Here is a 15501-nt window from a genome sequence, read left to right on the forward strand (position 1 = left end):
GTTCTAATACCTCCTCTAACCAGTCTCGCCTTTTCGGGTGGCGCTGTAATCAAACGCACTTAAAAAGACCCTTCCCGAGCGGTCTAACTCGGTTATCATAACACAAATCCATCTAGATGTCAAACAAAAGCGTAAGAAAATCCGAAAAAAATCTCTGATCACTCGATGATCACGCCATCCTCGTCCACCGCAAGAGGGGACTCTTCCGAGATCTCCGGCGCATTCTTCTCATCATCTTCCTCGGACTCAAAGAGCTTGGCCATGACCTTGCTTCGAATCTCCTCCAGGAAGGCGGGATTCTCTTCCATATAGGTCTTCACGTTCTCTCGTCCCTGTCCGATACGGTCTCCCTCGTAGCTGAACCAGGAACCGGACTTCTTGACGATGCCCGCCTCGACCGCGCAGTCCAGCACATCCCCGGACAGGGAGATCCCCTTTCCGTACATGATGTCGAACTCTGCCTTCTTGAACGGAGGGGCTACCTTGTTCTTCACGATCTTGACACGGGTGCGGTTCCCGAGCATCTGATCTCCCTGCTTGATGGTCTCGATCCTGCGCACATCCATCCGCATGGAGGAGTAGAACTTGAGTGCGCGGCCTCCTGTGGTAACCTCAGGATTGCCAAACATGACACCAACCTTCTCACGGAGCTGATTGATGAAGATCACACAGGTGTTGGTCTTGTTAACAGTACCGGTAAGTTTACGCAATGCCTGGGACATCAGTCTCGCTTGAAGTCCTACATGAGAATCGCCCATCTCCCCCTGGATCTCTGCTTTCGGAACGAGTGCAGCCACAGAATCGATCACGATCACGTCCACGGAGCCACTGCTGGCCAGCATATCACAGATTTCCAGGGCCTGTTCTCCGGTGTCCGGCTGGGATACCAGGAGATCGTCTATGTTGACACCAAGGTTCCGTGCGTAGACTGGATCCAGAGCATGCTCTGCATCGATGAATGCGGCGATTCCACCGGCTTTCTGCGCCTCTGCCACGATGTGCAGGGTCAGTGTAGTCTTACCGGAGGATTCTGGTCCGTAGATCTCCACGACCCTTCCCCTCGGAACACCGCCTACACCGGTGGCCATGTCCAGACTGAGCGAACCAGTGGAAATGGTGTCGATGTTCATGTTCGCAGAGGCATCGCCAAGGCGCATGATCGCCCCGCTTCCGTACTGCTTATGGATCCTGGAGAGGGTATCCTCCAGAGCCTTGAATCTTGCGTTGTTGTTATCTTGTTTAGCCATATTTCCCTCCAAAAGAACATTTGTTCTGTTTCTATTCTACATCAATCTGCAGATCTGTCAAGAGGTTTTCGAATGTTTGTAAATGGTACGCGCATTATATCATTTTTACCATATACTGTCAATCGTCGTTCTGGACCGTACGTCGTACCAGATCCAGCATAGCCAGAACCATGTAATGACGATTCCAGTTCCGGTTCACATTGCGCCCCTTGTGGAACCTGGTGATAGTTTTCCCTTTATAATGAAGGCCGATAAACGCGCTTCCAGGAACCAGAGAAGGCACCGGCGATCCCGGGCCTGCAATACCTGTGATGGCAATGCACACATCATCTCCGGTGAGTCTGAAAACGCCCTCTGCCATTTCCGCTGCAACCTCAGCACTATAGACACTACACTGCTTTAGCGTTTCCTCCTTAACGCCCAAAACATTGCGTTTGGCCTCCTCTGTATAGGTGACATACCCGCAGTGCAGCGCATCCGAAATACCAGGCACGCCTGCCAGTTCACTTGCGAACATACCGGCAGTGGCGGATTCTGCGCAGGAGATATGTAGCCCCTTGTCCAAAAGCAGTTTTCCTACAACGTCACAGAGTTCTTCATTCTGCGTACTAAACACATGATCGCCAACTCGTTGCAGGATCTGGACGACCATGTCATCCGCCGCCTGCTGCGCTTCTTCCCTTGTTGGTCTTTTGGAGGCGACCCGAACAGAACATTCCCCTTCCTTGGCGTAGGTGGCGATGGTAGGATCTTCCTGTCCATCGATAAGATCCAGCAATTCGGTTTCCAAAGAAGATTCGCCCTTTCCAAACAGCCGTACCGTACGGGTATAGATCACATCTTCTGAGAACTTCTCCAGAAATGGACGGACTTTTCTCTGATACATGCGTTTCATTTCCCGGGGTGGTCCCGGCATACAGACCACATGCTTTCCATCCTTCTCAAGCGCAAACCCCGGCGCCGTTCCCGCGTCATTATCGAACACGATAGCCCGCCGAGGCATCATAGCCTGCTTGTAGTTGTTTTCCGTCATAGGATGGTTCAGTTCTTTTGCATGATCTTCCAGTGCCTGGCGGGAGGCTTTGTGCTCCTCGAGATAATCCCCCATCACCGACGCAACTGTTTCCTTGGTCATATCATCCTCTGTGGGACCGAGTCCACCGGTGGTCAGCACCAGATCACAATCAGAAAGAGCAAGCTCAAGGATCTCCCTGAGCCTGCTGTCATTGTCTCCAACCGTATAGTGATAGAGCACATCGATCCCAAGCGCATTCAATTCCTGCGAAAGATAGACAACGTTGGTGTTGACGATCTCCCCGAAGAGGATCTCTGTGCCCACGCTGATTAAAGCACTTTTCATGTCGTTCCCCTAGTTCTTGAACACGTTCTTGTTTTTTACGATGTATTCAATGCCGGAATAGATCGTCATGGCGATGGAAGCATACAGAAATACTTCCGCGATCAACGCGATGATCGGATAAGCCACAGGATAAGGATCCTGGATGGCCTGCGCCAGCAGGAGAGCGGGCACAGCAATCATCTGAAGGACAGTCTTGATCTTTCCGCTCATGGCAGCCGCGATGACGATACCCTCTGCGGCGGATACCTGTCGGATCCCTGCGATGGTGAATTCTCTGGCGAGGATCACGATGAGCATCCAGGACGGTACCAGACCATCCCCGACCATGAGGCAGAAGGCGGAATAGACCAGGATCTTGTCCGCCAGCGGGTCCATGATCTTCCCAAAATTGGTGACCAGGTTGTACTTCCTTGCGATCTTCCCGTCCAGCATATCTGTCAGCGAAGCAGCAATGAAGAGCACGAATGCTACCAGATACATTTGGGTCAGATAAGCAGCGATAAAGAATGGAACGGCGATGATCCGCCCTACTGTAAGTTTGTTAGGTAGATTCATAATACTTCCTCCCTGCCTTCCAGGTCATAATCGAACGCGTCTAGCACTCTGACCTGTACGATGTCTCCTGTGTGATGCTTTTTCTCTGATGTGAATATCACGGTGTTATCGATCTCAGGAGCGTCATATCGAGTACGTCCGATATACGCGCCATCCTCGTCCTGTTCGTCGATCAGTACCTCCAGGACCTGACCGATCTTCTGTTGGTTGTTCGCCAGTGAGATATCCATCTGGCGAAGCATGACTGCATCCAGCCTGGCTTGTTTCTCTTCCTCCGGAATCTGATTCTCCATTTCTGCGGCCGGTGTCCCTTCTTCCAGCGAATAAGTAAAGGCCCCAAGTCTTGCGAACTTCTGCTCTTCCACCAGATCCAGCAGTTCACTGAACTCTTCCTCTGTCTCGCCCGGAAATCCGACGATCAGTGTCGTGCGGATATGGATATCCGGCATGGCCTCCCGTAATTTCCTAAGAGTCTGGCGGATAGATTCCGATGTCGATCGACGGTTCATTCGTCTGAGCATAGTGTCACTGCAGTGTTGCAATGGGATGTCGATGTAATGGCAGATCTTCTCTTCCCGCGCCATGGTCTCGATCAGTTCGTCCGTGATCCGATCCTCGTAGCAATACATGAGGCGAATCCACCGTATCCCTTCGATTGCACAAAGCCTTGTGAGCAGCTGCGGAAGAGTAGATTTCCCATGGACATCCATACCATAGCAAGTGACATCCTGCGCGATGAGGATCAATTCCTTGCATCCCGCATCCGCCAGTTTTCTGGCCTCCTCCAGGATGTTTTCCATGGGCCGGCTTCTGTATGGACCCCGGATCTGAGGGATGACACAGTAAGCGCAGCGATTATTACATCCTTCTGCGATACGCAGATAGGCGCTATAAGGATTCTCTGGAATCTTCCGCATCACATCTTCGATGCCCGTCAGGTCACAACCGCCTCTCTGTTTGAAGCGCTGCGCCGTATCCTTGGACAAGCTGTCAAGAAGCTCCGGAAGCTTGTCGTAATCGTTGACCCCGATAAATCCGTCGACCTCCGGCATATTTTCGAAGAGTTCATCCGCATAACGCTGAACCAGACAACCAGAGACGATGAGTTTCTTGCCGGCTTGCTTGTATTCCGACATGTGGAAGATCTCTTCGATGGATTCTTTCTTGGCATCTTCGATGAATCCGCAGGTATTGACGACAATAACGTCCGACGCCTCGGGGCTGGAGACAATACTGTGTCCGGCTGCCTCCAGTCTGGCCATGGCCACTTGGGAATCATCGAAATTCTTGGGACACCCCAGTGTATCAAAGTGAACTTTCATTGGTTTCCTCTTTTGTTTGATAATATTCTTCTTCGGTCATCAGCACGTTTCGCGGTTTGGATCCGTCCTGTGGTCCAACAATACCGCGAGCCTCCATCTGATCAACGATCCGGGCAGCACGGTTATAGCCGATACGGAACCTGCGCTGCAGCATGGAGACCGATGCCTGTCCCTGCATGACCACCAGCTCGATGGCTTCCGGAAGTAGCTCGTCCGCATCACCTGCGCTGTCCTCTGCCTGAGTGACTCCGTTGCTGATGGTGTCAATTACTTCTTCTGCGTATTTCGTTTCCTCAACCTGTGAACGCACGTAATCGATGACCTTCTCCACCTCCTCATCGGAGATGAAGGTTCCCTGTACGCGTATAGGTTTTCCGGTGCCCAGCGGATTGAAAAGCATGTCTCCCTTACCTACGAGGTGCTCCGCCCCGGACATATCCAGGATAGTCCTTGAGTCTACCTGAGAAGAAACAGCGAATGCGATCCTGGAGGGTATATTCGCCTTGATAACGCCTGTGATGATGTCAACAGATGGTCTCTGTGTGGCTACGATCAGATGCATACCTGCAGCACGTGCCATCTGCGCCAGTCTGCAGATGGATTCCTCGACCTGGCTTGGCGCTGCCATCATCAGATCTGCCAGCTCATCGATGATGATGACGATCTGCGGCATCACCTCGTCCTCACGATCCTCCTGCACCATTTTGCGGTTATACGAAGCCAGGTCTCTGGCATTCTCGGTAGCGAACATCTTGTATCGGTTGGTCATTTCCACCACAGCCCAACTGAGGGCTGCCGCAGCCTTGGACGGATCGGTGACCACCGGGATCAGTAGATGCGGTATTCCATTATAATGACCTAGTTCGACCACCTTGGGATCGACCAGGACCAATTTCACTTCATCCGGATCCGCCTTATAAAGAATGCTGGTGATAATGCTGTTGATACAGACACTCTTTCCTGATCCGGTTGACCCTGCTATCAGCATATGCGGCATACTTTTCAGATCTGCGACGATGGGTTTTCCGGCGATATCCTTTCCTACCGCAAAGGTGATCTTGGATTTTGCCTGTTTGAACTCTTCTGATCCGATGATCTCGCTAAGAGTGACCATATTAATATTATCGTTTTCAACCTCGATACCTACCGCTGCTTTTCCCGGAATCGGCGCTTCAATGCGGATACTCTTGGCCCTGAGGTTCAACGCGATATCGTTGGCAAGCGACGTGATCTTACTCACCTTGACACCCGCCTCCGGCTGGATCTCGTAACGTGTAACTGCCGGTCCACGACTCACACGTACCACATGCGCGTCCACATTGAAACTGCGCATGGTATCCTCCAGAAGAATCGCTTTCTCCTTCAGCTGCTGGCTGCTCTCGTCGTTCTTGGGGCGAACCGGCTTGTTCAACAGATCAAGGGGTGGCTTGTGATACTCGGGAGCTCCGGCTTTGTCGGATGACTTGGTAAGTGGAGCTTTGCCATCAGACAGACCCAGGTCTTTTCCGATCTTGGCTGCGCCTTTGGCGATGTCTTTCGCGGAGATCTTGTTTTCTTCGTATTGTTCGATCTCGAGCTGAGTTGGCTCCTCGACCACCGGTTCAGGCGGTACAGATCGTTTTTCTGTTCCCTCTGATTTTCTGAACTTTCTTAGCTTCTCCGCAGGCTTCTCTAAGGTAGGCGCCACCGGTTCATCCAGGATCTGTGAGAGCATGTTCTTCTCTCGCTCCTCTCGAAGTTTCTCGGCTTCCAACCGCTCCATGGCCTTCTGTCTTACGAGTTCTGCGCGTCTCTCTTGCTGTTCTTTTTTCTTCTGGCCCATCACTGCAATGGCTCTGGACAAAGATGTGTTGAAGATCAGCAGGATGCAAATGAGAGAGATAAGAAGCGACAGAATATATAGCCCCGCCATGCCGATCCACTTGACAAGGAAGGTACCGACTGCCATTCCCAGTACGCCGCCCCCTTTCAGGGCGATGCCTTCGGTGTAGAAACGGCCCACATCCATAACCAGATTGTTACTGTCAATGAATCTGCCGGAATTAAGAAGACAGAGCATTAACAACATGATCAACCCAGCAACAAGGTACTTCCAGTTGAATGGCGCAGTTTTTCGGAGTATCATCAGGATCCCCAACAGGATCAGATACCAAGGCAAAACCAGGCCGATCACGCCAAGAATCCCTTTAAAAAAATCTCCAAGGGAATTCCCAAAGGTACCGGCTGCGTGAAACTGGACGGCAGCGAAAATAAACGCCCCTAAAGCGATGTGCACCAGTCCCCAGATCGCCTCTGAAAAAGGACGAGAAGCGATATCCGGAGTTACACTCTCTTCTTTCTTTTGTTTGGCGGTATTTCGGGTCTTTCCGGATGCCGCTGTTGATTTTTTTTTCTTTTTATTCTTCCCTTTTGCCATACTCTTTCCCTTTACCCCTGCAGTATCATGGATGGAACTGAAGATAGAGGCCGTACCCCACCGTCAGCGCTCCAAGTACCCATACATAACACGAAAAATATTTCAGTTTCTGCGCTATGACTACCTTTATCATCAGCTTGATGGCCAGAATTCCGCAGACTGCAGAGACGATCATCCCAACGATAAGCGGCCCTGCCGCCAGTCCCTCCGTAGTTGCTTTCATTGCCTCCGGTACCTCCAGGACGGCTGCGCCCAGGATGCTTGGAATCGAGATCAGGAAGGCGAACTTGACAGCGAATTCTCTTTTGAAGCCGGTGACCAATCCGCCCACCATAGTGGAGCCAGATCTGGAAACGCCAGGGCATATGGCTATTCCCTGCATGATGCCGATGAAGATCGCGTTTCTGAAGTTCATATGTTTCAGATCTCGATTCGCCCTTCCCAGCTTCTCTGAAAAGTAAAGAATAAATCCTGTGAAGATCCAACCAATTCCGATGGCCCACAGAATGCTGTTCAGACTCTCAAAAAAGTCATTCAACAGGAACCCCATCAGGGCCGTTGGGATGGTGGCGACGATGATCATCACACCTAATTTACGGACCGGGCGTTCCTGCAGTCTGAGTCCACGTCCCCTGACCAGGTCCGCAATAGTAATGAAGAATTCCTTTATGAGTTCCCAGATATCCCTCCAATACATGATAAACACAGATAACAATGTACCGATGTGCAGAAGCACGGTAAACATCAAGACTTTATCTGCTTCCACATGGAAGAAGTGCTGCAGCAGGGCCAGATGCCCACTGCTACTGATAGGCAGGAACTCAGCAAGTCCCTGCACGATTCCCAGAATGATCGCATTCGTATATGTCAATTGTATGCTTCCTTTCCCTGCTATAATTATTTCGACTGGATATATCCCATCTCTACCAGTGTCTCCGCCATCAGAATACCACCACCGGCCGCTCCGCGAACAGTGTTATGTGCCAGTCCGATGAATTTGAAATCATAAAGATTGTCTTCTCTGAGTCTTCCCATGGTCACACCAAATCCCCGCTCATAGTCCACATCTGCGGTTACCTGCGGGCGGTCATCTTCTTCGAAATACCGTATGAACTGCTTGGGAGCACTGGGAAGATCGGCCTCTTGAGGGAAACCCTTATAATCCCTGAGTTTCTGAATGAGTTCTTCCTTGGTCACAGGCTTGGCGAAGTTGATGCTGCAGGCTGCGGTATGTCCATCCAACACAGGGATCCGCACACACTGCGCCGAGATAACCGGATTCTCCGCCGGGAGGATATGTTCATTCTCAATGTGTCCAAAGATCTTCAGTGGTTCCTTCTCACTCTTCTCTTCCTCGCCGGAAATAAAGGGGATGACGTTTCCAACCATCTCCGGCCAGGTCTCAAAGGTCTTTCCGGCCCCGGAGATCGCCTGATAGGTACAGACGTTTACCTCGGTCGGTTCGAATTCCTTCCACGCAGCCAGGGCAGGTACATATCCCTGGATCGAGCAGTTTGGCTTGACGGCGATGAACCCGCGGCTGGTTCCCAGTCTTCTGCGCTGGTACTTGATGATCTCAAAATGCTCCGGGTTGATCTCCGGAATCACCATGGGGACATCTTCAGTCCATCTATGAGCGCTGTTATTGGAAACAACGGGCGTCTCTGTTCTGGCGTATGCCTCCTCGATGGCGCGGATTTCCTCCTTCGGCATGTCTACAGCGCAGAACACAAAGTCTACCTCTCTGGCCACTTCGTCGATATTCTGAATATCTCGTACGATTATATCACGGACATCCTGTGGGATCTCTGCGTCCATCTTCCATCTTCCGGCGACAGCATCCTCATATCTCTGACCTCTGCTGCGCTCACTGGCAGCAATAGTGGTCACCTGGAACCAGGGATGTCCTGCGAGCAAAGTTATAAACCTCTGACCTACCATTCCGGTACCGCCAAGGATTCCCACTCGTAATTTACGATCTAATATCTTCATGTGTAAAACCTCCATGGTATAGTTGGAGCCTTGCATATCACTCCAATGTAGTATTATACCATGGAACCGGTGTTTGGGCAAGGTGGGAACCATGTGTGCGCCCAAAGAAAAGGAGCTGCTGCATATATGCAACAGCTCCGGAATGATCCTGCTATGCGTTCTCTCTCATCACATTGCTTCCATCATAGTAGTTGCAATTCGGGCATACTCTGTGTGGAAGTTTTGGCTGATGACACTGCGGACAAATCGAAAGCCCAGGAGCGGTCATCTTCATGTTAGCGGATTTTCTCTTATCCCTTCTGGCTTTAGAAGTTTTCCTCTTTGGAACTGCCATGTCTACACCTCCTCGTTTATATAAATGGATGTTTTTTTACGTCAACTATTGTAGTATATACTTTGAAACTGAAAATGTCAACCATTTTTTCCGGTTATCGGACGATTTCCGGCGATTATTTGGTCGGTTCTTCTTCTACTATGATCGGGCTATGAACAAAGTCGTGATTCCTGTACAGATCCTGCTCTGTTATAAGTGCGTAGAGCTGCGTTGCCAGGATATCTTTCTCTATCCACGGCAGAAGTGTGGGGTCTTTTTCTTTTGCTTTTTTGGGATTGGTTAGCACTGGGAGGCTCACCAGTTCCCTTTGGATACAGGATTTCAGGAAGGAGGCTCCGCGACGGTTGAACCCCAGTATCCGGATATAGGGGGCGGCGTTCTCTGTCAATCTATTTGTGATCCCCAGAAGCACATGGTTCAGTAACCTTGAAACCCTCGTCCTGGTGTATACCTTTGACTTGGTTCGCTCGATCAGATCTTCCAGATCGGCAGCATGAATCAGTTCCTTTCGGAGTTTGTTACCCAGTCCCCCTTCTGCCCCAGCGATACAGCTGAGTTCCTCCTCAGACATGCGGAGAAGACAGAGGCGGACCAGATCGAAATAAGCGGTTTCCATTCGCCGAAGACGATTCGGTTCCCGCTGAAACACCTGCTCCCGAAGAACGCTTCCGGTCTCATGATAGCCCTCCCCTGTGCGTTTGATCGTGAAAGGTTCCATCCTGTCTGTCCATTTCATGTAGGATAGCGCCAGAATGTTGTTAGGTTCTCGTAGAAGACTGCTATCAAATGCAGGATCTATCGCCGTACAGGCATGCTCTCTTGCTTTCGGAAAGGACTCTCCCTTTCGCTGCAGACGGGCTGCCATCTGATTGATCTCGTCATCGTGGTCGCTCAGAAATTGCTTTGTGCGGCGAAGACTTTCCAGATCTCCGCATTCACTTCCAAAGACAAGATAGTCGATGCCTCCGAACCCCTCCAGCACTGACACTGCGCCTTTCGCAAACACCTCCGCATTTCCCGTCGCGTAGATCACAGGAAGTTCCACCACAAGATCCACCCCGCCACGGACAGCGGCTTCTGCACGGGTCCACTTGTCGTAGAGACAGGGGTAACCCCGCTGACTGAAAGGCCCGCTCATGACGCTCACACAGATGTCGACGCCCAATGCCCGGCGGCTCTCCTCGATCAGGAAGCGATGCCCCTGATGGAAAGGGTTGTATTCGGCGACGATTCCCATCGCTTTGTGTGCAGAATTACTCGTCATGCTCCGTTCTTTCGGCCATATCCTTCAGTTCGTCACGGTTTTTCTGCAGCACATCGCTCATGCTGACGAAGGACTTGGACATATATTCGAACAAATTAGTCAGATAGCTTCCGTTGAGTTCATCGAACTTGGACTGCATATCGTAGAGCGTCTTGTCGAGATAGTCGTAAGTTTTCATCTTGAGTACTTTGGCATAGTCAAGCGCTTCTGCCTTGATTTCCTCAGCTCTCTTCCGTGCTCTCTTGGTGATATCGTGCTCATCCACCAGATAGTCTGCCTGTTTCCGAGCCTCCACGATGATCTTCTCGTACTCTTCCTTCGCTTCACTGAGGATCCGGCTCTTCTCGTCGTTGATCCACTTGGCCTGCTGCACATCGTCCGGCATGCTGGAACGGATCTCCTTCACGATTTCAAGCAATTCGTTTCCGTCCACCATGATCTTGTTTGTCATCGGTACCTTGGATGAAGTTTCTACGATCTCTTCAATCTCTTCTAACAAATCGATTACTGTCATAATGCTCCTCCATTTATCTGTATTTTGATTTTATGTTCTCCATGATCGTCTCTGGAACCAACCCATCGGCACAACCGCCAAGAGAGATCACTTCCTTTATCATACTGGAGCTGATAAACGAATATTCCGGGCTGGTCATGAGAAATACAGACTCGATTCCCTTGTCAAAGAGTCTGGCGTTCATCTGCGCCATCTGGATCTCGTACTCAAAATCCGTGGTCGCTCTGAGACCTCTGACCACCGCATCGAAATTTCCCGCGTTAACATAGTCCGCCAGGAGCCCCTCAAAGCTGTCGACTGTCACGTTTCTCAGGTCTTTCACTACATCCTGGATCATACGGACCCGCTCTTCCTTGGTGAACAAAGCCTTCTTGGATGGGTTGACGATCACGCCTACCACCAGCTCGTCAAACATCCTGGATGATCTGGTGATAATATCCAGATGGCCGTTAGTCATAGGATCGAACGAGCCTGTGTACAATGCTCTGTGTTTCATTCTGCTGCCTGCTCCTCTTTTCGTCTGTACATACTCAGCGAAGTCTTCCCATAGCGGAAGACCCTGACCCTCTCCAGTTCCCCGATCTCTTCAGGGAGTGCGCTGCGGGCGTCATGCTCTGCTAATATTATACCGTCATCTGCCAATAAATCAAGAGCCTGTATCTGCGTGATACAGTCCACATAGATCCCATCATGGTAAGGTGGATCCAGAAGGAATACATCCACCTTCTCGCGGATCCTTTTCAGTGCCCTGCTGTAGTCACTCTGGAAGACCACCGACTTCTCGTCAGCACCGCAATGGGCGATATTCTGCCTGGTGAGACGAATGCTGTCCCGGGAAGAATCACAAAAATAGCATTTGCTTGCGCCCCTGGAGAGAGCCTCGATCCCCAATCCTCCCGTACCACAGAACAGATCACAGAAAACCCTGCCCCAGGTGTCGTTCATCAGAATATTGAAGATCGACTCCTTCACCTTGTCAGAAGTAGGCCGGATGTCTCGTCCCACCGGCGTTTCCAGTTTCCTTCCCTTATACTCACCTGTTATGACTCTCACGTACTTACTCCTTTGCTATAGTTCAAGTTTGATATCCTCTCCAAACATACGCTCCACTCTCCGTCTCAGTTCCGCAAAGTCTGCCCCCTGAAGAGCGGCGTCTTCTGAGAGGATGTCCGCCGCTGCCTGTTTCGCCTTTTCAAGAACATCACCATGTCTTACGATATCACCGATATGCATCTCCGGCAACCCATGCTGCCTGGTGCCGAAGATCTCTCCCGGACCGCGAAGCCGCAGATCCTCCTCGGCGATGCGGAAGCCATCTCCGCTGTGTACCATGATCTCCATTCTCTTGGAAGCGACCTCCGACTCGTTTCCCATCACCAGACAGCAATAGGACTGGGCATCACCACGCCCTACTCGCCCTCTGAGCTGATGCATCTGGGCCAGGCCGAATCGTTCACAATTCATGATCACCATCATAGTAGCATTGGCCACATCGATGCCGATCTCGATCACCACAGTGGCCACCAGGATATCGATATTGCCGTCATGGAACGATTCCATCAGGGCATCCTTCTCCTGCTGAGGCAATCTGCCGTGGATCAACGCTACCCGGCGGTTCGGGAAGTGTTTGCACATCTTTTCGTAAATCTCCTCTGCAGACAAAGCATCCATAGCCTCTGATTCCTCGATCAAGGGGGCGACCACATAAACCTGATGTCCTTTTTCTATCTCCTGCGTCATTCCTTTCAGAACGCGTTTCATTTCCTTCATATTAAAAGCAAGGGTTCGAATCGGTTTCCGTCCTGCAGGCATTGTATCGATCACGGAAATATCCAGTTCTCCATACAGGATGACAGCCAATGTCCTGGGAATAGGTGTGGCAGTCATGACCATGACGTTTGGGTTCTCACCCTTTCCGCTGAGCCTGTGACGCTGCTCAACGCCGAAACGATGCTGTTCATCGGTCACGACCAAACCGAGTCCGGAAAACGTGACACCGGGCTGGATCACCGCATGCGTGCCCACCAGAATATCCGTGCTCCCATCAGCCAGGCGCCCGAGCACCTCCTGTTTCTCAGAAGCAGCCATGCTCCCACACAGAAGATCCACCGAAAGATCAAACCCCTCGAAGGCTTTCTGAAGATTCTTATAGTGCTGTTTAGCCAGGATCTCCGTGGGCGCCATCATGGCGGATTGATAACCACTGCATGCCGCACAGTACATAGCGATCTCAGCGATGACCGTCTTGCCGGATCCCACATCCCCCTGCACCAGACGGTTCATCGCCTGTTCAGAGGAAAGATCTGAGGCGATCTCGCCCCATACACGGCGCTGTCCTTCGGTGAGGGAAAAGGGCAACCTGCGAAGGAAATCCTCTGCCTTGCCAACTTCGATGCGAACACCGCTGTGATCCTCCCGGATACCCTGTTTCATATAAAGCAACCCTGTTTGTAAAGTCAGTAGTTCATCAAAGATCAGACGGAACCGACTGACCAGAAGATGGTGCCTGTCCTCCGGGAAATGAATATTGGACAGGGCGTAGGCTGGACTCGCCAACCTATAACTCTGAACAATATGCTCGGGTAACCACTCTGGGATCCGGGCTGTCAGTTCCGCTGCGCTTCGTTGAAATCTACGCATCTCTTTCTGTGAGATTCCCTTGATGGCAGAATAGACCGGGAGCACACCACGTACATCCTCCTCACTCCCCTCCCGACAGCTTTCCGGATGAATCATCTGAAGCCGTCCTCTGTTCTCGGTCACGTTCCCATAAAACAGGAACTCCTGATCAATCTGAAATGCGCCAGCCAGATATCGACCATTGAAGTAAACGATCTCGATCATGCCGGACTCGTCCTGAAGTAACAGAGAAAGAGGCGTCTTTCGGTGGTAGGGATTTCCACTGTATCTGCGAGAGACCACAGTACCTTTGACGAGAAATGCCCGGCCAGGTCGCACTTGCGTCAGTGGTGTGATTTTCCGTCTGTCCTCGTAATCTTTCGGAAAAAACTGAGCTAGATCTTCCAGAGTTTCAATACCGTGCTGACGCAGTGCTTCCGCCTTCTTGGGGCCGACCCCTTTCAGGATGGTGACGGGATCAGTCAGATACATAATCGAACACCACCTTCGTGTTTCTTCTGGCATCCTTCCGCGAACGGACACCGGCGATATTGATCGTGATCCTGGCCACATCCAGCCCCAGTGATTCCTCAGCGGCACTCCTGATGTCATCCGCCAGTCGCTTGGTGACCCTGCGAATAGAAAGACCGAACCGAATGATGACACTGAACTCCAGAGAGATACGCATCCCATCGATGTAGTCCACATCGATCAGCTTGGCGGTATCCGACACGGCATTCCAGCTGTTCTTGTCCACTTGTTTCCCCTTATCTGTGGAAGGCCATAGGCTGTTGGTCAATTCTCCATCACGGATGCAGTCAGTGATCAGACTGGCAAAGACCACGTTGGAGACACTGATGGTACCATAGTCGGTTTCTTTCGTAATGATCATAGGAAATCCTTTCTCTGTCGTAAAACAAAAACTGCCATGCCTTGCAGCATGACAGGATCCTCACGATCAGCGATTAGACGGCACGGTTGACTTTGCCGGATCTCAGGCACTGTGTGCAAACTTTGGCCCTTCTGACAGTCCCGTTGTCGTCGATTCTGACGATCTGGATATTTGCGTTCCACTTTCTTCTCGTGTGTCTCATGGAGTGGGATACGTTGTTTCCGGAAACCTGTCCCTTCCCGCAAATCTCACATTTTCTTGACATTTCCTGCACCTCCCATCGTATATCGTAAATCTCTTTGATTCCATAGTAAAATGCGTGTTTTACCACACGGATGTGATTATAACACACATTCCCCTCACAGCACAAGTCTTTTTTTCAGATTCCTCCTATCTGACACGATTTTTTTCGTAATACTCGGATCTGAGCATGGACATGAGACAGAGGTCATAGTACTTTCCGTTCTTCTTGCCGGCGTGACGCATGGTGCCCTCGTCTGTAAATCCGATCTTATGGTACAGGTGTCTGGCCGGCATGTTACGTGTGAAGTAATCGATAGTCACACGCTCCATGTGATGATTGATGAACGCATACTCCAGTATGCAACGCAACGCTTCCTCTCCATATCCCTTGTTACGCTGTTCAGTATCCGCTATATAGATTCTGGTGATGTCCATGGAGTCTTCCTCATGATCGATTCGGGACAGGTAGATCCTCCCGATGGGTGTACCGCTCGGTTTGATCGTGATTGTGAAGAGCTCCTTGGTAGGATCCTGGGAATAGTTGATGAAGTTCCGTACGATCTCCTCGTAATCTCTGTCCTCGTTCATCGTAAAGAACTCCTGTACATCGGCTCTCTTCTCCCACTCTGCGAACAGGACACAATCATCGAACACCGATTCCCTCAGAATAAGATTCCTTGTTTCCAACATCATACCACCTGCTTAAAAAAATCACAAAACCTTTACACTATCCATTCATTTTA

16 protein-coding genes are annotated in these 15501 nt (G+C 50.9%); all 16 read right to left on the reverse strand.

All coding sequences use genetic code 11. The features are described 5' to 3' along the window. Positions 1 to 158: 158 nt before the first annotated feature. The gene (recA, locus tag P156_RS0102360; protein WP_027868773.1) at positions 159 to 1247 is read right to left on the reverse strand and encodes a recombinase RecA; all 1089 of its coding nucleotides are present in this window, start codon (positions 1245 to 1247) and stop codon (positions 159 to 161) included. 118 nt (positions 1248 to 1365) lie between these two features. Continuing rightward, positions 1366 to 2607 carry a competence/damage-inducible protein A gene (locus P156_RS0102365; protein WP_027868774.1) on the reverse strand — a complete coding sequence of 414 codons (1242 nt, stop codon included), beginning with the start codon at positions 2605 to 2607 and terminating at the stop codon, positions 1366 to 1368. A 9-nt stretch (positions 2608 to 2616) separates the two neighbouring features. Then, complete coding sequence (pgsA, locus tag P156_RS0102370; RefSeq protein ID WP_027868775.1) at positions 2617 to 3162, reverse strand: CDP-diacylglycerol--glycerol-3-phosphate 3-phosphatidyltransferase; 546 nt, start codon at positions 3160 to 3162, stop codon at positions 2617 to 2619. Then, positions 3159 to 4484, reverse strand: a complete 1326-nt coding sequence (rimO, locus tag P156_RS0102375) for a 30S ribosomal protein S12 methylthiotransferase RimO (RefSeq protein WP_027868776.1) — start codon at positions 4482 to 4484, stop codon at positions 3159 to 3161. The genes pgsA and rimO overlap by 4 nt, the downstream gene beginning before the upstream one ends. Continuing rightward, positions 4468 to 6900: a DNA translocase FtsK gene (locus P156_RS11255; RefSeq protein ID WP_034802099.1), complete on the reverse strand. Its 2433-nt coding sequence runs from the start codon at positions 6898 to 6900 to the stop codon at positions 4468 to 4470. The genes rimO and P156_RS11255 overlap by 17 nt, the downstream gene beginning before the upstream one ends. 25 nt (positions 6901 to 6925) lie before the next feature. Next, positions 6926 to 7771 carry an undecaprenyl-diphosphatase UppP gene (gene uppP, locus P156_RS0102385; RefSeq protein ID WP_027868777.1) on the reverse strand — a complete coding sequence of 282 codons (846 nt, stop codon included), beginning with the start codon at positions 7769 to 7771 and terminating at the stop codon, positions 6926 to 6928. Positions 7772 to 7797: 26 nt separating this feature from the next. Beyond that, on the reverse strand, positions 7798 to 8892 hold the full coding sequence (gene asd / locus P156_RS0102390; protein ID WP_034802101.1) for an aspartate-semialdehyde dehydrogenase: 1095 nt from the start codon (positions 8890 to 8892) through the stop codon (positions 7798 to 7800). A 151-nt stretch (positions 8893 to 9043) separates the two neighbouring features. Further along, positions 9044 to 9226, reverse strand: coding sequence for a 50S ribosomal protein L32 (gene rpmF / locus P156_RS13070; RefSeq protein WP_081818410.1), 183 nt, complete (start codon positions 9224 to 9226; stop codon positions 9044 to 9046). Positions 9227 to 9341: 115 nt separating this feature from the next. Beyond that, complete coding sequence (locus P156_RS0102395; RefSeq protein WP_081818411.1) at positions 9342 to 10490, reverse strand: nucleotidyltransferase family protein; 1149 nt, start codon at positions 10488 to 10490, stop codon at positions 9342 to 9344. Continuing rightward, positions 10480 to 11004, reverse strand: coding sequence for a hypothetical protein (locus P156_RS11260; RefSeq protein ID WP_051600545.1), 525 nt, complete (start codon positions 11002 to 11004; stop codon positions 10480 to 10482). The genes P156_RS0102395 and P156_RS11260 overlap by 11 nt, the downstream gene beginning before the upstream one ends. 13 nt (positions 11005 to 11017) lie before the next feature. Next, a complete protein-coding gene (gene coaD, locus P156_RS0102405) occupies positions 11018 to 11500 on the reverse strand; it encodes a pantetheine-phosphate adenylyltransferase (RefSeq protein ID WP_027868780.1) in 483 nt (160 codons plus the stop codon). Beyond that, positions 11497 to 12057: a 16S rRNA (guanine(966)-N(2))-methyltransferase RsmD gene (gene rsmD, locus P156_RS0102410; RefSeq protein ID WP_027868781.1), complete on the reverse strand. Its 561-nt coding sequence runs from the start codon at positions 12055 to 12057 to the stop codon at positions 11497 to 11499. The genes coaD and rsmD overlap by 4 nt, the downstream gene beginning before the upstream one ends. A gap of 15 nt (positions 12058 to 12072) precedes the next feature. After that, complete coding sequence (recG, locus tag P156_RS0102415; RefSeq protein WP_027868782.1) at positions 12073 to 14115, reverse strand: ATP-dependent DNA helicase RecG; 2043 nt, start codon at positions 14113 to 14115, stop codon at positions 12073 to 12075. After that, positions 14102 to 14515 carry an Asp23/Gls24 family envelope stress response protein gene (locus P156_RS0102420; protein ID WP_027868783.1) on the reverse strand — a complete coding sequence of 138 codons (414 nt, stop codon included), beginning with the start codon at positions 14513 to 14515 and terminating at the stop codon, positions 14102 to 14104. Before P156_RS0102420 ends, recG begins: the two co-directional genes overlap by 14 nt. A gap of 73 nt (positions 14516 to 14588) precedes the next feature. Next, positions 14589 to 14780: a 50S ribosomal protein L28 gene (gene rpmB, locus P156_RS0102425; protein ID WP_027868784.1), complete on the reverse strand. Its 192-nt coding sequence runs from the start codon at positions 14778 to 14780 to the stop codon at positions 14589 to 14591. 125 nt (positions 14781 to 14905) lie between these two features. Then, positions 14906 to 15445 carry a GNAT family N-acetyltransferase gene (locus tag P156_RS0102430; RefSeq protein ID WP_185752125.1) on the reverse strand — a complete coding sequence of 180 codons (540 nt, stop codon included), beginning with the start codon at positions 15443 to 15445 and terminating at the stop codon, positions 14906 to 14908. Positions 15446 to 15501: the final 56 nt, after the last annotated feature.

The organism is Eubacterium sp. AB3007 (assembly GCF_000688015.1).
In the GTDB taxonomy this organism is placed as follows: Bacteria; Bacillota; Clostridia; order Peptostreptococcales; family Anaerovoracaceae; genus Aminicella.